Origin of the sequence: Rhizobium anhuiense bv. trifolii (assembly GCF_024346605.1) — a bacterium.
Lineage (GTDB): Bacteria > Pseudomonadota > Alphaproteobacteria > Rhizobiales > Rhizobiaceae > Rhizobium > Rhizobium anhuiense.
The window spans coordinates 1,290,059-1,314,982 of the sequence record NZ_CP098801.1 but is presented as its reverse complement, the minus strand read 5'-3'; the positions used below and the strand labels follow the sequence as shown (position 1 = coordinate 1,314,982).

Annotated in this window: 21 protein-coding genes and 1 pseudogene; 16 read left to right on the top strand and 6 right to left on the bottom strand. The window is 62.1% G+C overall.

Annotation, left to right across the window (positions count from 1 at the left end; translation table 11 throughout):
- Window positions 1-137: 137 nt before the first annotated feature.
- The 10 genes and pseudogenes from NE851_RS06330 (at window position 138) to htpG (ending at window position 12,061) form a co-directional block, all read left to right on the top strand.
- Window positions 138-773, top strand: coding sequence for a GntR family transcriptional regulator (locus tag NE851_RS06330; RefSeq protein ID WP_127429880.1), 636 nt, complete (start codon window positions 138-140; stop codon window positions 771-773).
- A 291-nt stretch (window positions 774-1,064) separates the two neighbouring features.
- Window positions 1,065-1,781, top strand: a pseudogene (cysC, locus tag NE851_RS06325) (adenylyl-sulfate kinase); the annotation flags it as partial.
- Complete coding sequence (locus tag NE851_RS06320) at window positions 1,778-2,515, top strand: sulfotransferase (protein WP_127429878.1); 738 nt, start codon at window positions 1,778-1,780, stop codon at window positions 2,513-2,515. The pseudogene cysC and the gene NE851_RS06320, both read left to right, overlap by 4 nt.
- Window positions 2,516-2,818: 303 nt before the next feature.
- Window positions 2,819-3,829: a LacI family DNA-binding transcriptional regulator gene (locus NE851_RS06315; protein WP_127429877.1), complete on the top strand. Its 1,011-nt coding sequence runs from the start codon at window positions 2,819-2,821 to the stop codon at window positions 3,827-3,829.
- 46 nt (window positions 3,830-3,875) lie between these two features.
- Window positions 3,876-5,168 (top strand): ABC transporter substrate-binding protein, encoded by a 1,293-nt coding sequence (locus NE851_RS06310; RefSeq protein ID WP_254956318.1) that lies wholly within the window; start codon window positions 3,876-3,878, stop codon window positions 5,166-5,168.
- 71 nt (window positions 5,169-5,239) lie between these two features.
- Window positions 5,240-6,172, top strand: coding sequence for a carbohydrate ABC transporter permease (locus NE851_RS06305; protein WP_127429875.1), 933 nt, complete (start codon window positions 5,240-5,242; stop codon window positions 6,170-6,172).
- Complete coding sequence (locus NE851_RS06300) at window positions 6,165-7,058, top strand: carbohydrate ABC transporter permease (protein ID WP_028757242.1); 894 nt, start codon at window positions 6,165-6,167, stop codon at window positions 7,056-7,058. The genes NE851_RS06305 and NE851_RS06300 overlap by 8 nt, the downstream gene beginning before the upstream one ends.
- A 2-nt stretch (window positions 7,059-7,060) precedes the next feature.
- Window positions 7,061-8,761: a glycoside hydrolase family 32 protein gene (locus tag NE851_RS06295; protein WP_127429874.1), complete on the top strand. Its 1,701-nt coding sequence runs from the start codon at window positions 7,061-7,063 to the stop codon at window positions 8,759-8,761.
- 13 nt (window positions 8,762-8,774) lie between these two features.
- A complete protein-coding gene (locus NE851_RS06290; protein ID WP_132573372.1) occupies window positions 8,775-9,821 on the top strand; it encodes an ABC transporter ATP-binding protein in 1,047 nt (348 codons plus the stop codon).
- A 347-nt stretch (window positions 9,822-10,168) separates the two neighbouring features.
- A complete protein-coding gene (htpG, locus tag NE851_RS06285) occupies window positions 10,169-12,061 on the top strand; it encodes a molecular chaperone HtpG (protein ID WP_097542558.1) in 1,893 nt (630 codons plus the stop codon).
- Window positions 12,062-12,214: 153 nt separating this feature from the next.
- Here htpG and NE851_RS06280 read toward each other — a convergent pair whose 3' ends face one another.
- The 5 genes from NE851_RS06280 to NE851_RS06260 form a co-directional block, all read right to left on the bottom strand.
- Window positions 12,215-13,129, bottom strand: coding sequence for an SMP-30/gluconolactonase/LRE family protein (locus tag NE851_RS06280; RefSeq protein WP_097596067.1), 915 nt, complete (start codon window positions 13,127-13,129; stop codon window positions 12,215-12,217).
- A gap of 14 nt (window positions 13,130-13,143) precedes the next feature.
- Window positions 13,144-14,094, bottom strand: a complete 951-nt coding sequence (locus NE851_RS06275; protein ID WP_047612104.1) for an ABC transporter permease — start codon at window positions 14,092-14,094, stop codon at window positions 13,144-13,146.
- The gene (locus NE851_RS06270) at window positions 14,091-15,038 is read right to left on the bottom strand and encodes an ABC transporter permease (RefSeq protein WP_097596066.1); all 948 of its coding nucleotides are present in this window, start codon (window positions 15,036-15,038) and stop codon (window positions 14,091-14,093) included. The genes NE851_RS06275 and NE851_RS06270 overlap by 4 nt, the downstream gene beginning before the upstream one ends.
- Window positions 15,035-16,486, bottom strand: a complete 1,452-nt coding sequence (locus NE851_RS06265) for a sugar ABC transporter ATP-binding protein (RefSeq protein ID WP_127429872.1) — start codon at window positions 16,484-16,486, stop codon at window positions 15,035-15,037. Before NE851_RS06265 ends, NE851_RS06270 begins: the two co-directional genes overlap by 4 nt.
- A gap of 72 nt (window positions 16,487-16,558) precedes the next feature.
- Window positions 16,559-17,575 carry an ABC transporter substrate-binding protein gene (locus NE851_RS06260; RefSeq protein ID WP_097542561.1) on the bottom strand — a complete coding sequence of 339 codons (1,017 nt, stop codon included), beginning with the start codon at window positions 17,573-17,575 and terminating at the stop codon, window positions 16,559-16,561.
- Window positions 17,576-17,855: 280 nt separating this feature from the next.
- Here NE851_RS06260 and NE851_RS06255 point away from each other — a divergent pair, with 280 nt between their 5' ends.
- On the top strand, window positions 17,856-19,094 hold the full coding sequence (locus tag NE851_RS06255) for a GAF domain-containing sensor histidine kinase (RefSeq protein ID WP_063475765.1): 1,239 nt from the start codon (window positions 17,856-17,858) through the stop codon (window positions 19,092-19,094).
- A 13-nt stretch (window positions 19,095-19,107) separates the two neighbouring features.
- Window positions 19,108-19,830, top strand: a complete 723-nt coding sequence (locus NE851_RS06250) for a response regulator transcription factor (protein ID WP_008536437.1) — start codon at window positions 19,108-19,110, stop codon at window positions 19,828-19,830.
- Between the two features lie 21 nt (window positions 19,831-19,851).
- Here the strand turns inward: NE851_RS06250 and NE851_RS06245 are convergent, their stop codons facing one another.
- Window positions 19,852-21,177, bottom strand: a complete 1,326-nt coding sequence (locus NE851_RS06245; RefSeq protein WP_127429871.1) for an aminotransferase-like domain-containing protein — start codon at window positions 21,175-21,177, stop codon at window positions 19,852-19,854.
- Between the two features lie 100 nt (window positions 21,178-21,277).
- Between NE851_RS06245 and NE851_RS06240 the strand changes: the two genes are divergently transcribed.
- The 4 genes from NE851_RS06240 (at window position 21,278) to NE851_RS06225 (ending at window position 24,908) form a co-directional block, all read left to right on the top strand.
- On the top strand, window positions 21,278-22,240 hold the full coding sequence (locus NE851_RS06240) for a nitrate ABC transporter substrate-binding protein (protein WP_183907644.1): 963 nt from the start codon (window positions 21,278-21,280) through the stop codon (window positions 22,238-22,240).
- Between the two features lie 75 nt (window positions 22,241-22,315).
- On the top strand, window positions 22,316-23,206 hold the full coding sequence (locus NE851_RS06235) for an ABC transporter substrate-binding protein (protein WP_047612092.1): 891 nt from the start codon (window positions 22,316-22,318) through the stop codon (window positions 23,204-23,206).
- Window positions 23,203-24,132 (top strand): amino acid ABC transporter permease, encoded by a 930-nt coding sequence (locus NE851_RS06230; RefSeq protein WP_132573369.1) that lies wholly within the window; start codon window positions 23,203-23,205, stop codon window positions 24,130-24,132. Before NE851_RS06235 ends, NE851_RS06230 begins: the two co-directional genes overlap by 4 nt.
- The gene (locus tag NE851_RS06225; protein WP_028757324.1) at window positions 24,129-24,908 is read left to right on the top strand and encodes an amino acid ABC transporter ATP-binding protein; all 780 of its coding nucleotides are present in this window, start codon (window positions 24,129-24,131) and stop codon (window positions 24,906-24,908) included. Before NE851_RS06230 ends, NE851_RS06225 begins: the two co-directional genes overlap by 4 nt.
- The last annotated feature ends 16 nt before the right edge of the window (window positions 24,909-24,924 follow it).

The following is a 24,924-nucleotide window of genomic DNA, read 5'->3' as shown; positions in this document are numbered from 1 at the left end:
TGGCGCCAATTTAGGCTACAAAATTTTTCTGCGCAATCCGTATGCATGAATAAATTTTGGACATTTTTCTAAGGCGTTCGACAGCCTACAGAAATTCGATCGGGCGTGTTAACGGTATGCGAAACAGGGGATTTGGAATGGCAGACGTCGTGATGGACCAGCAGCAGGCGGCTTCCGACACGCGCGATGTGACGGACCTTGTCCTTCAGGACATTCTGGCCGGCGTGCTGTTGCCGGGAACCTGGCTGAAGCAGATCGATCTGGAGCGGCGCTACAAATGCACCCGCCCGGAAGTGCGCCGCGCGCTCGATCGCCTCGCACAAAAGCGGCTGGTCGAACATGTGCCGAACCGTGGCTACCATGTCTACGAGCCGGATGGCCGCCGCGCCCGCGAGGTCAGCGAGATCCGCATCATCCTCGAAACGGCCATTGCCGGAACGATCGTGCAGAATGCCTTGCCCGAGGACATCGACACGCTCAGGACGCTTGCCGAGCATTTCGACCAGATGGTGCTGAACGGCACGATGTTGGAGCTCTACGAGGCAAACCTCGCCTTCCACCGCCACCTGCTTGTCCTCGGCGGCAATCTGGAACTGGTCGACCTGATCACCGAAATCCGCCAGCGCACCTCCTCTGCCCCGGTATCCCAATGGCGCACCCGCGCCCGCATCGAGCAATCCGGCCGCCAACATCACATGATGATCGACGCCATCGCCGCCGGCGAAGCCGAGCGGTTACAGGAACTCGTCCGGCAACATATCCTTCAGCATTGAAAGGGCTTTTCTGACTGCTGCAGAGAACGGTTTACCGGGGTCGAAAATCGACGCCGTGGTACACAATGGGCCTCCCTCCCTTACGCCCCGCGCTACCAAAGATCGCTATTGCAACTGGGTAGCTTCTTATTTATAGTACCTAAGGGTTCTGTAATGCGTTCACACCTCCCTTATCCATCATAGAGGAGCGCCCGTGATCACAAGCACGTCAACATCCGCCGCCACGTCATATCTTTGGTCGTCCATCTCATTTCGTCTTGAACACCGGATCGAGGGCGGAAGCTGCAGCGTGAACGCCATAATGGCAAACGTAACGCCTGCAATTTCATTCTGATCGACCCGATGGCCAATCTGACTGTCGGCGCCGCTATGATCGATCTTTCCCTGTGTCGAACGGAAAATATTCGTTGGCAGGCGCTTGAGGTTAGCCGCAAGTCGCGTGCGGCCCTGCTGAATCAGCGACCGGCCGTCGTTTGGCTTACCGGGCTTTCAGGATCCGGCAAGTCGACCATTGCCAATAGTGTCGAGAAGCTGCTCCACGGCAAAGGGCGCTCGACTTATGTGCTGGATGGCGACAATATTCGCCACGGTCTCAACCGCGACCTTGGCTTCACCAATGAGGACCGTATCGAAAACATCCGCCGCGTTGCGGAAGTGGCCAAGCTGATGGCCGATGCAGGCCTCATTGTGCTCGTCTCCTTCATCTCGCCGTTCCGTGCAGAACGGCAGCTTGCCCGCGAGATGATGGAAAAAGGCGAGTTCTTCGAAGTGTTCATCGACACACCGATAGAGGAATGCGCCAAGCGCGATCCGAAGGGACTCTACAAGCGCGCGATCGCCGGCGAGATCAGGCACTTCACCGGAATCAGCTCCCCCTATGAGCCGCCAGAGAATCCGGAGCTCTGTCTTCGCACGGTGGGTTCCGATCCCGATCAGCTTGCCATCCAGATCGAGACATTGCTCGACGCCCGCCCTCAGCGGAGCGATTGCACAGGAGATGCTTTTTGAACAATTTATTAGCAAGGCATATTGCTGAAGCTCGAAGCGCCCTTGCATCCCGACGGAGTTTCAACAAGGTATTCGGGATAGGCGGTCACAAGACCGGGACGACGACTCTGGCCGACGTTTTTACGCTCTGCGGCCTGAGAGTCGGAAATCAGGTTGAGGGCGAGTTGACAAGCTACTCTGCTCGCCGGGGAGATTACAGTAAGCTCATTGCTTATGTGCAAAATGCCGATGCTTTTCAGGACAGTCCGTTTGCCGAAAGCGAAGTTTTCATCGCCCTCGACGCGCTCTTCCCCAATTCGCGTTTCATCCTGACGGTCCGAGATCCGGAAGACTGGTTTCGCTCCCAAATGCGGTTTACGGCCAAGCGTTTTGGCCTCGCCGACGGCAACCAGATAACCAAGGAACATATTCAGCAAGACCAATATATTTTTAGGGGCTACTGTGCGGAAGCTCATGCCTACGCCTTCCTGATGCGTACGCCGGACTACAAGTTTCATTCATCATTCGACGTCGGCGAGGATGCGATTGAATGGGAAAAACTCTTCAATAAAGACGAATATATCCGGGCCTATTTGACCAGAAACGAGTCGATCAGACGGTTTTTTCGCGGCCGGCCACATCAACTGCTTGAAATTGACATGACCACGGCCGAGACCATCGAAAATATTGCCGAGTTCCTGGGGCTTCCGGAAAGTCTGTCCAAGGTGCCGATGCCACATGCAAACAAGACGTGACATTCCCGAGATGTAAACGCTGCGTGGCAGAGAGGAAGCGGCGACACGTTTTGATGTGCGTTGTGGGGCAAATGCCAGGCAAATGACTGACAAAGCCCTGCCTCGCCGACCGCTATTCGTTCCTTTGTCGTTCACGGCGTCGCCAACTGCGCCACTGCAAGCAGCGTGTCGGCGCTGATTGTCGAGGAGATCGGTAAGGATTGATGTCGACAGATAGGTGTTCGGAACGCCGAGCGTGCGCATTAAAGCCGCTTGACAAAAGATGTCCGCTGCCACTATTGGGTAATCGATCACCCAAGGAGGATGGTGAGGATCGTGGCAGTATCGCTTTCTGACATCGCGGAACGTGCGGGCGTCTCGGTGAAGACGGTTTCCGGCGCATTGCACGGCGGCTCCGCCCGCATGTCGGACGATACGCGCCAGAAGATCAAGGCCATCGCGGAAGAACTCGGCTACGTGACCAACTTTGCGGCGCGTGGCGTGCGTCAGGGCTGGCTGCCGCTGGTCGGCGTCGTCTCCGACGGCCTCATCACTTCGCCCTTCGCCACCGAGATCGTGCGCGGCCTCGACGGAGCGGCCCGCGGCGCCGGCATGGCGGTCTTTGCAGTCAACCACAGCAGCGGCCAGTCTATCGGCTCGGTGCTCGACGAGGTGCAGCAGTTTCGGCCGCGCGCCATTGCTTATGCCGCCATGTACCACAAGGAGGTGGCGCTGTCGGACAGGTTGGCGGGCACGGTCGGCGTCATGATCAACTGCCGCGAGGCGGCCGGCCGCGTCACCGCGCTGGTGCCGGACGAAGAGGGCGGCGCGCGGGAGATCGTGCGTTATCTCCTCGTCGCCGGCCGACGGCGCATCGCCTTCATCAACCTGCCGGGCATTCTCGCCGGCACGCTGCGCGAGATGGGGTTTCGCGCGGCGCTTGAGGAGGGGGGCATCGACCCCGTCGGCGTGTTGCCGGCAGTGCGCCGCAGCGTCTACAGCGACCGCGCGCCCAGCCTTGTTGCCTCTCATGTGGAGGCGCTTCTGAAATCCGGTCAACGGCCTGATGCCATCCTGTGCGGCAATGACCGCGTGGCGATGGAAGTCTATGCGGCGCTTGCCCGCGCCGGCCTTCGCATTCCGGATGATATCGCGGTGGCAAGCTTCGACAACCAGGTCGAGCTTGCCTCGCGGCTGGACCCGCCATTGACGACGATGGCCCTGCCGCACCGCGCCATGGGCCGTCTTGCCATGGAGATCCTCCTGGCCGAGCAGCCCGAACCGCCGCATCTGCGGAAACTGCCGTTCCATCTGGTCGAACGGGCATCCGTCTGAACATCGAATAGTGTCTAACAGGAGGAGAATATCAATGAAGACTTCGATGGGTAATCGTTTACTTTCCGCGCTCTTCGCGTCCGCCGCGCTGGTCGCAACCGCCGGTTTTGCCGAGGCGAAGACCGTCATCCACGTTATGCACCAGGGCGATCCCGGCTGGGTGAAGGCCTATGGCGACGTTGCCGCCCGCTTCGAGGCCGCCAATCCCGATGTCGACATCGAGATGATCTACGCGCCGCATGATGCCTATAACGAAAAGTTCAGCGCCGCCGTCATGGCCAAGCAGCTGCCCGATATCATGGAGCTCGATGCTCCGTTCCTCGCCAACTATGTCTGGTCCGGCTATCTGCAGCCCGTCAAGCCGCTCATTGACAAGGATCTGCTCGATGACATGACGGATTCGAATATCGCCCAGGGCACCTATCCGATCGACAAGGACCTCTATGCGCTCGGCCTCACCGACTCCTCGGTCGTGCTCTACGGCAACAAGAAATATCTAGAAGCCATTGGCGCCCGCATTCCGAAATCGGTCGACGATGCCTGGACCCGCCAGGAGTTCGAAGGCTATCTCGAGAAGCTTTCCAAGCTCGAAGGCGTGAAGTGGCCGATCGACACCTTCCGGGGTTACGGCATCAAGACCGAGTGGATCACCTATGCTTACGGCCCCCTGCTCGAAAGCGCCGGCTGCGACCTGATCGACCGCAAGACCTGGAAGGCCAGCGGCACGCTCGATGGCGAGGCCTGCGTCAAGGCGCTGACGATGATGCAGGACTGGGTGAAGAAGGGCTGGGTGGTACCGACGTCGTCGGGCACCAACCAGTTCTACGCCGAGGGACAGCCGGCCGCGCTCGCCATGGGCGGCCACTGGTTCTACGCCGAGGCATCTGCAGCGATGAAGGACAATATCGTCGTCATGCCGCTGCCGAAGATCGGCGACAAGGGCGTGAGCCCGAACGGAACGTGGATCTGGGGCATTTCCGCAACCTCGGAAAACCCTGAGATCGCCGGCAAGTTCCTGAGCTTCCTGCTGAAGGACAAGGACTACCGGGAGTACGCCAAAACCCAGTCTGCCTATCCGGGCCTGAAGAGCTTCGCCGCCGCATCCCCGCTCTATGCGGAAGGCGGTCCGCTCGCCATCGCCTTTGAGCAGGCTTCCAAGACCGCGATCGCCCGTCCGCCGCACCCGGCCTATCCGACGATCACTTCGGCCTTCATGCAGGCCGTCGACAAGATCTTCAACGGTGGTGACGCGCAGGAAGCGCTGACGGCCGCTGCCAAGAAGATCGACGAGGATATCGAGGACAACGCCGGCTACCCGCCCTTCGACGAGCAGCAGTAAGAGGTTTTGACGGGGCCGGTTCTCGGGCCGGCCCTACACCATCTCCGGACGATACCGATGAGGAGGAAACAATGACTTTGCAACAGACCTCCACGCCCGCTTTGCGGCGTCCTGCCGCACGCCGCGACAAGCAGCGGCTCTGGCAGGAAATGGCGATGATCGCGCCTGCCGTTCTGCTTCTGACGATATTCCTGATCACGCCGTTCCTTTTGTCCTTCTGGACGGCGATGACCAACCAGCCGCTCGTGCCGCGCCCGACGCCGGTGCGCTTCGTCGGCCTCCTGAATTTCGAGCGCGTCTTCACCGATCCGTTGTTCTGGACCGCGCTGTGGAACGTTACGCGCTTCACCATCTGGGTGCTGCCGGTGCAGTGCGGCCTCGCCTTCCTGACCGCGCTGCTCTTGCATCAGAAGCTGCCGATGCAGAACCTGCTGCGCGGCCTGTTCTTCCTGCCGGCGATCACCTCCATGGTGGTGGTCTGCGTCATCTGGGGCACGCTGTTTCAGTATCCGAGCGGCCCGCTCAACCAGATCGTCGGGTTCCTTTCCGGCGGCACGATCCAGCCGATCGACTGGCTCGGCGACCCCAACTGGGCGATGTTCTCCATCGTGTTGCTTTCGGCCTGGCAGGCCTATGGCTTTCAGATGATCATCTATCTCGCCGGCCTGCAGGGCATTCCCGAAGAACTATACGATGCCGCCCGCATCGACGGGGCAAGCGCGCTGCGCCGCTTCTGGCACGTCACCATGCCCGGCCTTCGCCCGACCCATGTCTTCGTGCTTGTTATCACCACCATCCAGGCCTTCAAGCTCTATACGCAGGTGGCGATCCTCACCCAGGGTGGCCCGAAGGAAAGCACCGAAACCGTTGTCCACTACATGGTGCGCGCCGGCTTCGAGGAGCAGAAACTCGGCTACGCATCGGCCGTTTCCGTCATCCTCTTCGTCATCGTTCTTCTGATCGCGCTCCTGCAACGCAAACTCCTGAGGCGCTTCGATGTCTGATATCGCTTTGAGCCAGCCAGCCCCGCTGGCAATCGCAACGGGCAGCGGCAAGAGAAGCCTGCGCATCGTGCAGAGCCTCTGCATCCTGGTCATCGCGCTGGTGATGATCTCGCCGCTGTTCATGTTGCTGATCGCCAGCCTGAAGGACGACCGCTTCCGCATCCTCGCCGACATGGGCAGTTTCCGCGCCTTCTGGGTCAGCGACCCGACGCTGTCGAACTACAAGGAGATCGCCCATTTCTCCGGCGAGCTGGCCTATGGCCGATATCTCTTCAATTCGCTGGTGATCCTCGTCGCCACGGTCGTCTCGGGTCTGGTCATCAATTCCATGGCGGGCTTCGTTCTGGCCTGGGGCTCGCTGCGCGGCAAGGCGGTCCTCTTGGCGCTGGTCGTCGCGCTCTATGTCATCCCGCAGGAAAGCATCATCATGCCGCTCGTCGTCATGATGTCGCGGGCGGGGCTGACGGATACCTTCGCGGTGCAGATCCTGCCCTGGGTGGCAAGCCCGCTCTATGTCTTCCTCTTCTACCAGTTCTTCGCGCAGCTGCCGAAGGAACTGTATGAAGCGGCGGAAATGGATGGCGCATCGGCCTTCCGCATCTACCGGTCGATCTACATGCCGCTCAGCCTGCCGGCGCTCGCCACCGTCTCGATCCTCATGGGCATCGAAAGCTGGAACCAGTATCTCTGGCCGACGCTGGTCACCCAGACCGATTATGCTCGGCCGATTGCCGTCGCCATCGCCACCTTCTTCGGACAGGACAGCATCTACTGGGACCGCGCCATGGCCGCCTCGGTGCTGATGATGATCCCGGTCCTCATTCTCTATCTGGCTTTCCAGCGCTGGTTCGTCAGTTCATTCGTCGGCTCCGCCGTGAAAGGTTGATTATGTCTCTGCAGGCCAAGTCCGAAACGTCAGCACCTGAAACCATCGAAGCGGCGCTCCCCGAAGGCACGGTGCTGCATCTCTGGCTGAAGGCACGCCATGCCGCCAGCGAGGCGAAGCTCTTCGTCGCCGTTGATGGCAACGACATCGGCGAGCCCTCGACCCGCCGCACGGGGGAATTTGAATTCTTCGCTGTGACGCTCGCGAAAGGCGGTTGGGCTACGCTGTCCTATGATGCGGCAACCACAGCGCTCTCCGTCGCTTATGTCTTCCGGCCGGAAACCGTGATGAAGGAGGGCATCAGCGTCCTCCACAGCGATGCCCGCACCGCCGCCCCCAACGTGCCCGACAGCTACCACTTCCGCCCGCCCTTTGGCTGGATGAACGATCCGAACGGTTTTGGACGGTTCGGCGGAAACGCTCACCTCTTCTACCAGCACTATCCTCATGAGCCGCGCTGGAACACCATGCACTGGGGCCATGCCGTCTCGAAGGATTTCGTCCGCTGGACGCATCTGCCCATCTTCCTCTTCCCGGCGGCGCATCTATCGGAAAAGGACGATGGCCGTGGCGGCGCCTTCTCCGGCTCAGCGATCCCCGGCACCGGCCCGGAAGGCGAGGAAATCCGCGTCTTCTACACCGAGCATGTGCGTGACCGGCAACCGGAAGAGCAAATCCAGCTTTCCGCCGTCAGCCGCGACGGCATCGTCGCCGGCCTGCCGGAAACCATATTGCCGCTGCGCCCGGAAGGCTTGAACCTCACCACCGATTTCCGCGACCCCTATGTCTTCAAAGGCCCGGACGGCCGCTTGAAGATGCTGCTCGGCAGCCGCGACAGGCAGGGCGGCGTAGTACTGCTCTATGAAACCGCAGACGCGCAAGGTGCCGATGGCTGGACCTTCCTCGGCATCATCCATCGCGAGGACGGTTTCGGCATGACGGCGGCGGAATGCCCCTGCATGGTGCCGCTTTCCGGCAAAAACGGACAGACCCGCTGGGCGCTGATCTTCGGTCTGCTCACCAGCCGCGACCCGGCCACCGGCCGCCGCAACCTCACTTCCGTCACCGTCGGCGGTTTCGATGGCCGCACCTTCACCGCGGAGTTCGAACAGGAGTTGGATTTCGGTTCGGATGCCTATGCCTTCCAGGCCTTCGTTGATGGCGACGAGCCGGTCGGCATCGCCTGGCTCGCCAACTGGACGGATTTTTCCAAGAAGGACGATTTCCCGACGGCCATGACCCTGCCGCGCCGCGTGCTTCTCGATGGCGACACCGTGCTGACCCCGCCGGTCGCAGCCGTCGAAAGCCTGCGCCATCAGTTGCTGGACGACACCGCGCTTGCCGCCGGCAAGACCGTGCCGCTCGGCACCGGCGCCGTCGAGATCACACTTGATCTCACCGAGCCGGGCGCCGCCTTCGATCTCACCTTCGATCATCCGGATGTCGATCTCGGTGTGAAACTCGATGCCGATGGTCTGGCGATTGTCTTCGACGCCCGCACCGATAAGACGCCGCCGCGTTACATCGCCACCGGCGCGAAACCGTCGAGCCTGCGCATCTTCCTCGATGCCGGTTCCATCGAGGTCTTCGCTGACAACGGCCGCTGGACGGGGTCCAAACGCATTCCGGGCTTTGCCGCCGCACGTTCGGCAACGCTCACCGGCGTCGTCGCCGAGGCCGGCGTCTGGCAATTGAAACTGTAAGGGAGGACAGACAATGGCATCGGTAGCAATCGACCGGGTTCTGAAACAATACGGCGCAGCCTCGGTAATCCACGGGGTTTCCGCGGATATCGAGGACGGTGAGTTCGTCACGCTCGTCGGACCGTCGGGCTGCGGCAAGTCCACGCTTCTGCGCATGCTGGCGGGGCTGGAGGATATCAGCGGCGGTGAAATCCGTATCGACGGCCGCGTCGTCAACGACGTCGCGCCGAAGGAGCGCGATATCGCCATGGTGTTCCAGTCCTACGCGCTCTATCCGCACATGACGGTGCGCGAAAATATGGGCTTTGCCCTCAAGCTGCAGGGGCGCGACAAGGCGACAATTAACAAGCTGGTGAGCGAAGCCGCCGGCATTCTCGCACTTGAACCCCTGCTGGAGCGCCTGCCGAAACAGCTTTCCGGCGGCCAGCGCCAGCGCGTCGCCATGGGCCGCGCCATCGTACGCCATCCGAAAGTGTTCCTGTTTGACGAGCCGCTGTCCAACCTCGACGCCAAACTGCGGGTGACCATGCGCAGCGAGATCAAGGAGCTGCATCAGCGCCTTGGCACGACCATCGTTTACGTCACCCACGACCAGATCGAGGCGATCACCATGGCCGACAAGATCGTCGTCATGCGTGCCGGCCGCATCGAGCAGATCGGCAAACCGCTCGATCTCTACGACCGTCCGGATAACACCTTCGTCGCCGCCTTCATCGGCTCGCCGTCGATGAACCTCTTCGAGGGTGGCGTCAGCGACGGCGGCTTCCGTATCGAAGGCGGCGTTTCCCTGCCACTTCCGCCGCAATTGAGCCAAAGCGCGGCGCGCACCTACGGCATCCGCCCGGAAGACCTCGACATTGCTGAGACAGGCATTCCGGCCACCGTGCTGACTGTCGAGCCGACTGGTGCGGAGACCCATCTTTCGGTGCGTGTCGGCACGCAGACGGCAACCATCGTGCTGCACCGGCGGGTCGATTTAAAGCCCGACCAGCAAATTCACCTCGCGCCCAAATCCGAGAAAATCCACCTCTTCTCCGCCGAAGGCAATCGGATAGACTGATCCTCCGGCGCCTCCCGCTGAGCCGCGTCCGTCATTTGACGGGCGCGGTTCGGTTCCGGTACCATCCAGCCTTGCGTCTTGGTTTTGGGGTGGTCGGCCCTTCAGTTGATCGAATGGACCAATTGCGCGGCGATCTGCTGCCACAGTTCGAATCTCTTCAAGAGCGAAGATGTCAAGGTAGAGCGCTCGCGGGTCTCGCGCGCCATTGCGCAACGGCGCGAACTGGTAGGTTCACGGTGCAGGATAGGCCATCGCTGGCGACCGATAATGTTACCCGCCGCCACCGCTTGACATTTACCGGCACGGAAACCATCTGACGCCCGGTTTCTGCGAAATGGGGATTATCGATGACCACGGTACAAGAACGGCAGCCTGAACAACATGCATTCGAAGCTGATGTCAGCCGGCTGCTGCACATGATGGTGCACTCGGTTTATTCGGACAAGGACGTCTTCCTCCGAGAGCTGATTTCCAACGCGGCGGACGCCTGCGAAAAGCTGCGTTACGAGTCGATTTCCCGGCCGCAGCTCTCGACAGATGGAGCTCAGCCGGAAATTCGGGTCACGCTCAATGATGAGGCTTCGACCCTTGTCGTCGAGGATAATGGCATCGGAATGAGCCGCGACGAGATGATCGACGCGCTCGGCACGATCGCGCGGTCTGGAACTCGCGCTTTCATGGAGCGGCTGGAGGCGGCCAAAGCGGGGGAGAAAGCCGAATTGATCGGCCAGTTCGGCGTTGGTTTCTATTCTTCGTTCATGGTTGCCGACAAGGTCGATGTAATCTCCCGGCGCGCCGGGGAGGAGCAAGCCTGGAAATGGTCGTCCGATGGCAAGGGCAGCTATGAGATCGTGGCTGTTGACCTCAGCGAAGCGCCCGTCACGGGAACGCGTGTCGTGCTGCATCTGATGGACGACGCAAAAAAATATACCAGCAAATGGACGGTCGAAAAGATCATCCGCGACCAGTCCGGCCATGTGCCGGTTCCCATCCGCCTCGCGGAGAAGGAAGGTGCCGAGGCTTCTCAAGTCACCGATGGTGCGGCGCTGTGGACCAAGCCCAAGAGCGAGATATCAAAGCAGGATTACGACGATTTTTATCGCGGTGTATCCGGCCAGTACGACGAGCCGCTGACCAATATCCATTTCCGCGCCGAGGGCCGCCATGAATATACGGCGCTTGCCTTTATACCCGGCTCGCAGCCGTTCGATCTTTTCGATGCAGATCGTCACGGTCGCATGAAACTCTACGTGAAGCGCGTCTTCATCACCGATGAAGCAGAGTTGCTGCCACGCTATCTGCGTTTCGTGCGAGGTATCGTCGATACGTCGGATCTGCCGCTGAACATCTCGCGCGAGATGATCCAGGATAGCCCGATCCTTGCCGCCATCCGCAAAGGTGTCACCAGTCGCGTGCTGACGGCGCTGGAAAAGATGGGCGAGGGTGATGCCGAGACGTTCGGTAAATTCTGGGATCTATTTGGGGCAATCGTCAAGGAGGGGATCTACGACGATTTTGAACGCCGCTCCCAGCTGCTCAAGCTGTCTCGTTTCCGCAGCACCGCGTCGAACGAGGCAACGCGCAGTCTGGCCGACTACCTGCGTGACATGAAAGAGGGGCAATCGGCGATCTACTACATCACGGGCCTTTCCCTTGATCAACTGAATGCATCGCCACAGCTCGAAGGCTTCCGCGCCAAGGGGATCGAAGTCCTCCTGCTCACAGATTCCGTCGATAGCTTCTGGACGACAAATGCCCGGGACTTTGAAGGCAAGCCGTTCAAATCGATCACGCAGGGCCTGTCCGATCTGGACGACATAGCTGGCAACGATGAGGGCGGCGGCGACAAGCATGAAGCCTCTCCGGAAGTTGCCGCGTTTATCGACTTTGCTCGAGGGTTCCTTGGGCAGGAAGTCGCCGATGTCCGCGTCTCTGGCCGATTGACCGAGAGTGCGGTTTGCCTTGTCGCCTCTGAACATGGCCCGGATCGACAACTCGAGAAAATACTCCAGGGGGCAGGCAGGCTACAGACCGCATCGAAACCGGTCCTCGAGGTCAATGCGCAGAGTAGTCTGGTGAAGGCCATCGCCGCGATGAAAGACCAGGCCTTTCGGGAAGATGCTGCCTGGCTTCTCCTCGATGAAGCGCGAATCTTGGACGGCGACAGGCCAACAAACCCGCGCGCGTTTGCTGAGAGACAAGCCAGGCTTTTCGCATTGGCGATGGCGCAGAACACATAGTCGCCTGATATTATCGGGCCTCGGGCGATCGCCTGAGGCCTCGTCATATGCTGGTCAGGTTAGAGATAAGATAGTAGCCTAAAACAAAGAACTGGCTAGCCGCGAGCGTCGTCACTGAGGGTCCGCGGTTCGAATCCGGCCAAGGCCAAACCCTCACGGCATCTGAGCCCCACTCACAGCAACGTACACCGCATAAACAGACCGTGTTGCCGCAATAAACAGCCGGTTGCGTCTCGGCCCGCCGAAGGTGAGGTTGGCGACGGTTTGGGGGATGCGGATCTTGCCGATCAGTTTGCCTGCGGGGTCGAAGCAATGGACGCCATCGGCGGCACTCGACCAGAGGTTCCCGTTCATATCGGTGCGGATGCCGTCCGGGATGCCGGTGTCGATCTGGCAGAAGACGCGGCCGTTGGCGAGGCTTGCGCCGTCGACCACGTCGAAGGCGCGGATGTGGCGCGGCAGGTTTTCGTCGTGGCTGGCTGCCGAATCCGCGACGTAGAGAATGGTCTCGTCGGGCGAGAAGGCAAGGCCGTTCGGCTGGGTAAAATCGGTGACGACGGCGGAAAGCGCGCCGGTCGCCGGGTCGAGCCGGTAGACGTTGCGGGTCGGCTGCTCCGGCACGGCGCGATAGCCTTCATAGTCCGACATGATGCCGTAGGTGGGATCGGTGAACCAGATCGAGCCGTCCGATTTCACCACCACGTCGTTCGGCGAATTGAGCCTGGCGCCCTCGAAACGATCGGCGAGCACGGTGATCGAGCCGTCGACCTCGGTGCGGGTGACGCGGCGCGTCCCATGTTCACAGGAAATCAGCCGTCCCTGCCGGTCGCGTGTATGGCCGTTGGTGAAGTTGGAGGGTTGGCGATAGACGGAGATGCCGCTCTCCGGCGTCCATCGCAGCATGCGCTGGTTGGGAATATCGCTCCATAAGAGCTGGTTCGCGTCGTTGAACCAGACAGGCCCCTCCGCCCAGCGGCAGCCGGAATAGAGTTCGTCGAGGCCGGCGCTCGTGACGATCAACTGCCGGAAGCGCGGGTCGTGAATTTCGTAGATGCTGGCCTCGGCCATGGCGGTCTTCCCAATTATCGCATGCCGGCCCGGCGGCCGCCGGCGAGCATGATGACGCTGATGATGATGAGGCCGGTCATGATCAGGCGGATGCCTGCGCCGAGCCCGTAGGTGTTGAGCATGGAGACGACCAGGAACATGAAGAGCGATGCGCCCCAGATCCCCGGCACGTTGGAATCGCCGCCGGCGACCGCCGTGCCGCCGATCACGACGACGGCGATCGACATCAAGAGATATTCCGAGCCCATGTTGAGCGCCGCGCCGCCGGAAAAGCACGCCAGCAGATAGCCCGCGACCGAGGCAAGAACGGCGCAGAAGAGGTAGGTGACGAAACGCGTGCCGTCGACCGGAATGCCGGCCATGCGGGCTGCCGGCATGCTCTGGCCGATCGCCGAGATCCAGCGCCCATAGATGGTCTTCTCGAGCAGGAACCAGGCCAGCAGCGAGATGAGGAGTGCGACGATCGCCACATTCGGCACGCCGAGCGTGTGCGACGTGGTGAATTCCGCCAGCATGCTCGGCGGCTTGATGCGCAGTCCCCGGTTCGTCCAGATCGCGGCGGACTGCACGATGAAGCTCATGGACAGCGTGGCGATGATCGGCGGAATGCGCAGCGCCTTGATGAGCGCATAGTTGCCGAGGCCGACCACGAGGCCGATGACGATGGCGACGAGAAGACCGGGCAGGATCATGCCGTTTTCGACATTCATCAGCTTCAGCGCCACCGTGCCGGCAAGCGTCATGGTGGCGGGAACCGAGAGGTCGATATTGCCGGGGCCGAGCGTGATGACGAACATCTGGCCGATGCCGACGATGACCGAGAAGGCCGCGAAGGTGAGGGCTGCCTGCGACAGGCCGAGCGTGCTGGCGCCGAGCGTCACCATGATCGTCAGGAACCAGACGATGAAGGCGGCAAGCCACGACCAGATCCACGGTTTGCGAAAGAGGCGAAGGAGAGGGGTCATCGGCGCTTCTCCCGCTTTTCCAGGCGGTTCAACATCAGACGAAGTCCAAGCACGATGATCAGGATTGCGCCCTGCGCCCCGATCTGCCAGTCCGGCGAGATCCGCAGGAAGGACAGGAACGAGCCGGCGAGCGTCAGCGTCAGCGCGCCGATGACGGCGCCGATCGGGGAGACGCGGCCGCCGATGAACTCGCCGCCGCCGAGGATCACGCCGGCGATCGACAGCAGCGTGTAGCGCAGCGCGATATTGGCATCGGCCGAGGTGGTCAGGCCGACGAGGGCTATGCCGGCGAGCACAGCGAAGAGTCCGGCAAGGCCATAGGCGGCGGCGCGCGCCGCGACGATCGACCAGCCGGCGCGCTCGACCGAGCGCTGGTTGCCGCCGATGCCGCGCATCAGCACGCCGAGCGAGGAGCGCATGACGAGGAGATGGGCAACCACGGCGATGACGATGCTGGCGACGATCGCCATCGGCGCCAGCGGCGGCTTGACGGTCATCAGCCAGCGTACCCAATCGGGCGCCTGCCCGCCCGGCGCCGGCAGCAGTAATACGGCAAGGCCGCCCCAGACGAAGCTCATGCCGAGGGTCACGACGATGGAGGGCAGGTCGCGCAGATAGATGACGACGCCAAGGGCCGCATAGGTTGCGATCGCCCCGGCAAGGATCAGCACGCCGGTCACGGGAGCATCCCGCAAAAAGGTTGCGGTGACGCAGGCGACGAAGCTGACGAATGTGCCCATCGAGAGATCGAGATCGTTCACCGCCATCACGATCATCTGGGCGATCGTCGCCAGCGCGATCGGCACAGCCAGGTTGAACAGCAGGTTGAGTCCGACATAGCTCATGGCGCGCGGCTGCAGCCAGAAGACGGCGGCAAGCAGCAGCGTCAGCGACAAGGCGGGAATGGCAAGACGCATCGCGTCGGACGACAGCCGGACCGTCATGCGGCGACCCCTTCGAAGGAGGCGGCGATGATATTCTTCTCGTTGACGGCGTCGCCGGCAAGTTCGGCCGTGATGCGGCCTTCGCGGAAGACATAGACACGGTCGCAGAGGCGGACCTCGTCCATTTCGGTCGAGTACCAGATGAAGGTCCGGCCATGCGCCGCTTCCTCGCGGATGATCGCGTAGACCTCCTGCTTGGTGCCGACGTCGACGCCGCGCATCGGATCGTCCATCAAGACGACAGGCGCGCGTGTCGCCAACGCCCGGGCAAAGAGCACCTTCTGCTGGTTGCCGCCGGAAAGCGACAGGATGCGATTGTCCATATCGGGCGTGCGGATCTCGATCCGCCGCTTCCAGTCAGCGCCCTTCGTCTCCTCTTCGCCCGCGCGGATGAGGCCGCGCCGGGAGAGGTCACCGAGCGAGGCGATGGAGAAATTGCGCAGGATGCTCCACAGCTCGAAGACGCCGTTGAGGCGTCGATCGCCGGCGACGAAGGTGACGAGCGGATCGCGCTCCGGCAGCCAATTGCCGGATTGGGCGGCATGCAGGGCGAGCAGCAGCTCGGTCTGCCCGTGGCCGGCCAGACCCGCCAGTCCGATGATCTCACCCTTGCGCGCCGCAAAGGGCAGGCCTTTCGCCTGATGGGACAGAATGAGCGGGGCGGTGGAGTGTTCGCGCGCCGAGCGCTGCTTGGTCTCCTCCTTCGCAACGGTGCCCATCGCTTCCACCAGGCCGTGATGGTCGAAGCCCTGCGCCGGGCGCTCGGCGACGACACGGCCGTCCTTCATGACGACGATGCGATCGGAGGTTTCGAGGATCTCGTGCAGGATATGCGAGATGAAGATGACGGACCCGCCCGTGGCGATGAAGCGGCGGACATGATCGAGCATCTGCCGGGCAAGGCTTGCATCGAGCGACGAAGTGGGTTCGTCGAGGATCACCAGACGCGGCGCAATGCCGGCGTCGGAAAAGGCCATTGATATCTCGACCATCTGCCGCTCGGCGATCGAAAGATCGCCCACAGTCCGGCTGCTGTCGATGCCGTGGCGGGGAAAGACGGCATCGAGGCTTTTCTCGATGATCTCTGCGGCGCGCCTGCGCCAGCCGAAGCCGCCGAGATGGCGATGCATGATACGCGTGTTCTCGACGATCGAAAGGTTTGGGCAGAGCGATAGCTCCTGGAAGACGCAGCGTACGCCGCGGGCACGCGCCGCGTTGATACCGTAGCGCTCCAGCCGCTCGCCGTCGCTCGCCACGCTTCCTTCTTGCGGCGTGAGGCCGCCGTTGATCACGCTGACGATGGTGGACTTGCCGGCGCCATTGTGTCCCACCAGCCCGACGCATTCGCCCGGCATGACGCGGAGGGTCACGCCGTCGAGTGCCCTGACCGCGCCGAAGCTCACCTTGGCGCCCTCGACGGCGATCACCGCCTTCAAAACCTCATCCATGCTGCCCGCCATGCCTGCTTCGCAAAGAATGCCGCGCGGCCAATTGCGGCCGCGCGGCAGTCGTCGGGAGATTTACTTTGCCGACTCGATGACCTTGATTGCGTCCGCCTGCGTGTATTCCACATTGGCGACGCCGCCGGCCTGGGTATTGGCGAGGTTGGTTTCGAGATTGTCCTGGTCGATGCGCAGGAAGGGCACGACGAGGTCCTTCTTCACCTCTTTGCCGTCGAGGATCTGCTGCGCCACCCAGAATGCGAGCGTCGAGACGCCGGGTGCGATCGACACGGACATGGTCTCGTAGCCCTTCGCGTCCTTCTGCTCCTTCCACCATTTCAGCTCGTCTTCGCGGTTGCCCATGATGATGATCGGCATCTTCCGATCGGTCGCGGCAATCGCCTGTGCGGCGCCATAACCGTCGCCGCCCTGCGTCACCACGCCGGCGATGTCGGGCAGGCTCGGCAGAATGCCGGCAACAGCCTTCTGCGCCACGTCCTGCGCCCAGTCGCCGTGAACGGAGCCAACAATCTTGAACTGCGGGAACTGCTTGACGCCCTCGTGAATGCCGGCCGAGATCTCGTCGTCGACGAAGACACCGGCAAGGCCGCGGATCTCGAGCAGGTTGCCGCCGTCCGGAATCTTCTTCGACAGGTACTCGACTTCGCTGCGGCCCATTTCCTTGAAGTTGACGGCGATGCGCCAGGCGCAGGGTTCGGTCACGATGCCGTCGAAGGAAACGACGGTGATGCCGGCGTCGCAGGCTTCCTTGACCGCACCGTTCAGCGCCGTCGGCGAGGCGGCGTTCAGCACGATGGCGTCATAGCCCTGCAGGATCATGTTCTGGATCTGCGCGGCCTGCTCCGTCGCCTGGTTCTCGGCAGTGGTGAAGGGGTCGGCTGCGGCAACGGTACCGGCCTTCACGGCCTCGCCCGTCACCTTGCCCCAACTCGTCAGCATGGCCTGGCGCCACGAGTTGCCGGCATAGTTGTTGGAAAGGGCGATTTTCTTGGCCGACGTGTCGGCAAAGGCGGAAACGGGCATCGCGGCGCAAGCAATAGCGGCCGATGCCAGAAACATCTTGCGGATTGTCATGTCTTCCTCCCTGATGATCGCGCCGGCGGCGGATCGCTTCACTCCTGCCGGCCCAATCGGGCCCGAGTGAAAATTGTTCTTGCACTGAGCTTCCTCCTCTCAGTAAGGGCAGGATGCGGGAGATCGATCGGCCTGTACAGTGTCAAGGCGGCAAGTCGTTTGCGGGTTTTGCGCAACAAGCTGCGGGTTTACGCAAGACGGCGGCCCTTCCGCGGGCGCTTACTGGGAAGGGATCGCGGCGGGTTGAGGAGCCTGCTGGCATCTCGGGGAGGAACTGACGATGCTGCATCTTTCACCCGCAGCCATGTTCGACCACTATCTCGGCATTTCCCGGCTGCTCGCGGGCCAGCTCGATTTCCGCTCGGCCATCCGTTCCGTCGCAGCCGAGGTCGCCCATATCATCCCGCACGACCATCTCGATGTCTGCGTGCTGCTGGAGGGCGGCAATTACCACACGGCCTACGAGACGGGGATCGAGACCGCCTGGGGCGATCTGGCCGGCGCGCCCGTCGTCAACAGCCCCATCCGCTCGCTGCTCCGGGGCGAGGTGGACTTTCTGCTGGCGGACGACGCCATGACGGATCCGCGTTTCCACTTCGAGGGTGCGTTCAAGCGGCCGATCGTCGAACAATCGCTGAGGAGCCGCCTGCATGTGCCGATGAAGGTGCAGGGCACGATCATCGCGGCACTGTCCTGTTCGTCGCACCGGGCGGGCGTCTATACGATGGAGGATATTGAACGCGCCCGCATCATCGCCGACCTGCTGACGCCCTATTTCTTCGCGCTGCAGGCGGCCGAGCAGGCGCAACGCTCGGCCATCGTCGAGGCCGAAGCCCGCGCCCGCGAGGAGGGATTGCGGCAAGGTGCGCTGAAGCTTACCGAAGCCCTGGAGCAGGAACGCCAGCGCATCGGCATGGACCTGCACGACCAGACGCTTGCCGACCTGACGCGGCTTGCCCGGCGGATCGATCGGCTGTCGCGCAACGGCGAAGTGGCGTCCGAGGCACTGGAGCCCGTTTCCCGTTCACTCCAGCATTGCATGCAGGATCTGCGGCAGATCATCGAGCAGGCGAAACCCTCCGTGCTCCAGCTCTTCGGCCTCGCCCAGGCGATCGAGCATCATCTCGACCGGTCGACCCGCGACACCGGATCGGCCATCGAATGGGGCCTCGTCGACGAGACCCACGGCGCGTTGGAACGACTGGAGCCGACCGTCAGCGTCGCGCTGTTTCGCATCGCCCAGGAAGCGATCAACAATGCGGTGCGCCATGCCGCTCCGCTCACCGTCACGGTGCGGCTCGAGGCCGACGACGAACGGCTGTCGATCGAAATCTTTGACGACGGAACCGGGCTCGCCAAGGCGCGGGGACGGATCGGCGGCGGCATCGACAATATGAAGACCCGGGCGCGGCTGATTTCGGCGCGCTTCACCACCGGGCCTGGCCACAACAATCGCGGCACCGTGGTGCGTGTCGTGCTGCCGCTTGGCCCACACGACCCGGCGAACGGGCCAAACTGAGGAGAAGGGCACGATGAAAGTTCTGATCGTCGAGGACGACCCGCTGCACCGGTCCTATCTGCACGAGGCCGTCAACGCGGCCCTGCCGGAATGCGACACGGTGATCGAGGCGGAGAACGGAACCGTCGGCGAGAAGCTCGCCCGCGACCACAAGTCGGCACATATCGTCATGGACCTGCAGATGGCGAACCGCAACGGCATCGAGGCGGCGCGCACCATCTGGAAGGAGCGGCCGGAGACCCGCATCCTGTTCTGGTCGAATTATTCGGACGAAGCCTATGTGCGCGGCGTCTCGCGCATCGTGCCGGATGGCGCCGCCTATGGCTATGTGCTGAAATCCGCCTCCGACGAGCGGCTGAAGCTTGCGCTGCGTTCGATCTTCATCGAGAGCCAGTGCGTCATCGACCGCGAGGTGCGGGGCCTGCAGCAGAAGAGCCTCGGCCAGACGAACGGCTTCACCGATTCCGAATATGAGATCCTCGTCGATATCGCGCTCGGCCTCACCGACCGGGCCATCGCCAAACGCCGGGGTCTGTCGCTGCGCAGCGTGCAGAACCGCCTGCAACAGCTCTACGACAAGCTCGACGTCTACCAGAGCGCCGGCGACGACCACGAGGACGGCCGCTTCAATCTGCGCGCCCGCGCCGTCACCGTCGCCTTCCTGCGCAAACTGCTGAATTACAGCGCACTGGAGCGGGCGGAGGCAGAGCTGCAGGAGTGGCTTGACGGAAAGTAGTGTCCCCGCGGCGTCTGCCTTTCACGGCGCATGCGCCAGCGCGATCGCGTCGGCAGCTTCCTCGCAACGATCCACAAGCGTGCTGGTCGCCACGCGAATATGATTGCTGGGCAGGACGGAGAATTTGCTGCCCGGATTGACGGCGATATTGCGTGCGGCGAGCGTCACCATCGCGAATGGTTCGGAGACGACGGGCACCCACAGGCACAGGCCCTGGCCTGGCGGTATCGCCATTCCCCGTTCGCAGAGTGCGTCGGCAAGAGCGTCGCGCCTCTGCTGATAGATCGCGCGCGCCTCGCCGATGAGCCGCCAGGTTGCGGGATCGCGCAACAGCCAGGCGGCGGCACTCTGCAGGATGCGGCTGGTCCAGCCGGCGCTGAAGGAACGGTAGGACTGGATCTGGTCGACGATCGGCGCGGAGCTCGACAGGACGGCGAGACGCAGATCCGGACCGAGGCTTTTCGAGAGTGAGACGATATGGATCGTCCGCTCCGCAAATCGGCCACCCAGCGAATGCGGAGGCGCTGCCGACACGTCGCCGACGCCATCGTCCTCGATGACAAGCGTATCGCTGCCTTCCAGCACATCTCCGAGTTGATCGAGGCGGGATGCACTGACCGTCGTGCCGGTCACGGAATGCAGCCGCGGCTGGAACAGGAAGGCCGCCGGCCGTTGCTGCAACGCCTCGCGCAGCGAATCCGGCAAGGGGCCGTCGCCGTCGCAGGCGACGGGGATGATTTTTACCCCGAGATCTTCCAGGATATCGAGCAGCCGCATCGCGGTCGGATGTTCGATCGCGACCGACGAACCCGGAGAGACCAGCGCATGCAACACCGTATAGACGGCGTTGTAGCCGCCATTGGTGGCCAGAAAGGCTTCCGCCTCATAGGGCCATCGCACAGAAACGGCGTCCTTCAGCTCCGGCACGATACGACTGCGCTCATAGCTGTTGAGGTCGGCGGCTGACGCGCCATAGGCCATTGCTTCGGAAAGGCGGGGAAGAAGTGCAGCATCCGGCCCGGCCAAGGTGAGGTCGAGCACACCAGCGGCATAATTTCCCGAACTCGCAAGACGCTCCGGCCTGGCGACAAAGCGGTCGCCGCTGACCCAGGTGCCGTTGCGCCCCCGGCCGCTGATGATCTTCTGCCGCCGCAATTCGCTCCAGGCCTGGGAGATCGTCGCTGGGCTGACACGCAATTCGTAGGCGATATCGCGAATCGCCGGCATGCGCGTGCCGACCGGCAGGGCACCGGCGCGGATCAGTGCACTCGTTTCGAGGGCAATCCCCCGCATGCTGCGATCGGCTATTTTTTCGGCAAACCAGGAGGCTTCGATCGTATCGCCCATTTTTCTCTCACTTTAAATGTTCAATAACGTAATAACATTTGTACTCATCATTTTGAACATTTAATTTCCCGCTCGTCGAGCCATTTCAGTGAGTTTTTGCATGCCTGTGACGCTTCGCATCGCCCTAAGAGACTGGGATTACATGACGCCGCTTGTTCTCGGCGATGTCAGTTCGTCCCGTCTCGACATCAAAGTGGATCGCGTCGGCACGCTGGTCTCCAGCCTTGGCGATGACCAGGCTCATGACGCCGCGGAAATGTCCTTCAGCCGCTATTCGCAGATGCGTCATGACGGCGATGATCGGATATTCGGCATGCCGAACTTCATCATGCGCAGCTTCCGCCATCGCTGCATCATCACCGCCAAGGGCAGCCCGATCCGCACGCTGTCCGATTTGGCCGGCAAGAAGATCGGGGTGACTGGCTGGCGCGATTCCGGAAATACATGGACCCGGGCCGCGCTGCGCCGCGAAGGCGTCGGAGTCGAGGATGCCATGTGGTATGCCGGACGCCTGACGGAGGCCCATCCGATCGCCGACCGGCTCGATGGTTTTGGACGGCCCGGCCGCATCGAGGCGGTCCCCGGCGAGCGCCCGATGGTCGATCTCTTGCTGGATGGCGGGCTGGATGCCGTCTTCACGCCTTTCATGCCGAAGGGTTTTTTCGAGCAGGAATCGCCCCTGCGCCAAGTGCTGGATGATTTCCGCGCCGCTGAAGTCGCCTACTTCCACGAGGTCGGTTACGTCCCGGGCATGCATCTGATCGGCTTCAAGGCTGATATCGTCAGGGAGCATCCCTGGATCATGGATGAACTCAGCGGGCTGATCGACGAGTCCCAGCGTCTCTGGCTGGAGAAGCGTGAGAAATATGCCGACACCACGCCCTGGATGATCGACGAATTGCGCCGCTGCGCGGCCGACCTGCCGCCGAACTGGAACGTCAGCGGGTTTGCCGAGAACGAGGCGATGATCGCCGACTTTGCCGAGGAACTTTACGAACAGAAGATCATGCCGCGCCGTTTGACGCCCGCCGAGCTGTTTCCGTGGCACGCCAAGGCCCGGTGAACGAGGCCAGCGAAACTCCCTCACAGGCCTCGACGTTGAATTAACATTTTCGCAAAACCAAAAAAGGGGAATGACATGCATTCGAAACTGATCGCTTCCGCCGCCCTGATGGGCTTGATGATGACGACGTCGGTCTTCGCCGAGGAGTCCGCCGTCGCCAAGCAGACCGTCAACGACGCGCTTCGCGCTCGCCTGCCGGAGAAGATCCGCACGGACGGCAAGATGATCTCCGTCAACAACGGTTCTTTTCCTCCCTATGAGATCGTCACCGGCACGGAACTGACCGGCGCCAGCGCCGATCTGACCGATGCGATCGGCCAGATGCTCGGCGTCACGATCGAGCACGAAACTGTCAGCGGACTGACCGCATTGCTCGCCGGCATCAATTCCGGCCGATACCAGTTCGCCTTCGGTCCGATCGGTGACTTCAAGACCCGTGAAGAGGCCAATGACTTCGTCGACTGGGTTCAGGAATACGTGGTCTTCTCCGTCCAGAAAGGCAATCCGAAGGCCATCGCTTCGCTCGACAGCGCCTGCGGCAATCGCATCGCCGTCATGGCCGGCGGCTCCGCCGAAAAGGTGATCCAGGCTCAGGTCGAAAAGTGCAAGACGGCGGGCAAGCCAGCGCCCGAAGTGCAGTCCTATACCGACCAGCCGAGCTCGATCCTGGCGGTCCGCTCCAAACGCGCCGATGCCTTCTTCTCGTCGCAGGCACCGTTGACCTATTTCGTGTCTCAGGCAAACGGCCAGCTGGAACTGAGCGGCGTCGGCCAGAAGAACGGCTTCGACGACCTCTATCAGGGCGCCGTCGTGCCGAAAGGCTCGCCGCTCGGCCCCGTTTTGCTCGACTCGATCAAGGCGTTGATGGATAACGGCACCTATGCCGCCATCATGAAGAAGTGGGGTCTTGAGAACAACATGATCAAGCAGCCCGGCCTCAATCTTGGTGGAGCCCTGCCGAAATGAGCAATCACGGCGTGACTGCCGCATCGCCTTCGGGCGGTGCGGACTTCCGGGATGTTGCCCACGCCCACAAGCCCTTTCGAACGGGTCGGCTCGTCCTATGGATGGCCGTGCTCCTCATTGCCGCGAACTTCCTGTGGATCGTCGCCCATAACGAGAATTTCGGCTGGCCCGTCGTCGCGGCCTATTTCTTCGATCCGACTGTCATCAGCGGCCTCTATGTCAGCCTGGGTCTGACTGTGATCGCCATGGCCATCGGCATCGTTCTCGGCCTCGGGCTGGCAATCGCCCGGCTGTCGAACGACCGGCTCGCAAAGTCGCTGGCATCGCTGTTCATCTGGTTCTTTCGCGGCACGCCGCTCTTGGTGCAACTGATCTTCTGGTACAATCTCTCGACCCTTTTTCCTGAACTTTCGATCGCCATTCCGTTCGGCCCGACGCTGGCGAGCTGGGAGACCAATTCGGTGATCACGCCGATGACGGCGGCGATCGTCGGTCTTGCCTTGAACGAAGCGGCCTATATGGCCGAGATCATTCGCGGCGGCCTGCTCTCGGTCGATCGCGGCCAGTTCGAGACGGCGGAAGCCTTCGGCATGACCAAGGGCAGGGCGCTGTGGCGGATCATCATTCCGCAGGCGATGCGCTCGATCGTGCCGCCGACGGGCAACCAGCTGATCAGCATGATCAAGGCGACCTCGCTCGTCAGCGTCATCGCCATGGCCGATCTGCTCTATTCCGTCCAGTCGATCTACAATCGCACCTTCGAGATCGTGCCGATGCTGCTTGTCGCGGTCCTCTGGTACCTGTTCATCACCTCGATCCTCAATCTCGGCCAGAGCTATATCGAGGCCTATTACGGCCGCAGCGAACGGCGCAACAATGCCGTCGCCGCCAAATCCGAGACCCTTGTCGAGGAGGCAAGCCATTGACCGCCGCCGCGATTGCAAAGCCGCTCGTCAGAGCCCGCAACGTCCACAAGTCCTTCGACCAGCTCGAAGTGCTGAAGGGGATCGACCTCGACGTCATGCCGGGTGAAGTCGTCGTCGTGCTCGGCCCGTCCGGCTCGGGAAAATCGACCTTCCTGCGCTGCATCAACCATCTCGAAGCGATCAATAAAGGGTTCATCGAAGTCGATGGCGAACAGATCGGCTATCGCCTGCGCAAGGACCGGCTGGAAAAGCTGTCCAGCAACAGGATCGCTCATCAGCGGCGCAAGATCGGCATGGTGTTCCAGCAGTTCAATCTCTATCCGCATATGACGGTGCTGCAGAACATCATCGAGGCCCCGGTCGGCGTGCACGGAGAAAGCCGCAAGGCCGCGACCGAGAACGCCATGCGGCTTTTGGAGCGGGTCGGCCTGTCGGAAAAGGCGGGGAGCTATCCCCGCCAGCTCTCCGGCGGTCAGCAGCAGCGCGTCGCCATCGCCCGCGCGCTTGCGATCAAGCCGAAGCTGATGCTGTTCGACGAACCCACCTCTGCGCTCGACCCGGAGCTCGTCGGCGAAGTCCTGTCCACCATGCGCGATCTCGCCAAACAGGGCCTGACCATGATCGTCGTTACCCACGAGATCGGTTTCGCCCGCGAGGCGGCCGATCGGGTGGTGTTCATGGACGGCGGCAATGTCGTCGAGATGGGCAAGCCAGAGGATGTCATCGGCAATCCGCAACATCCCCGGACCCAGGCCTTTCTCGCCCGTTTTCTCTGAGCGATGTCAGTCGGTT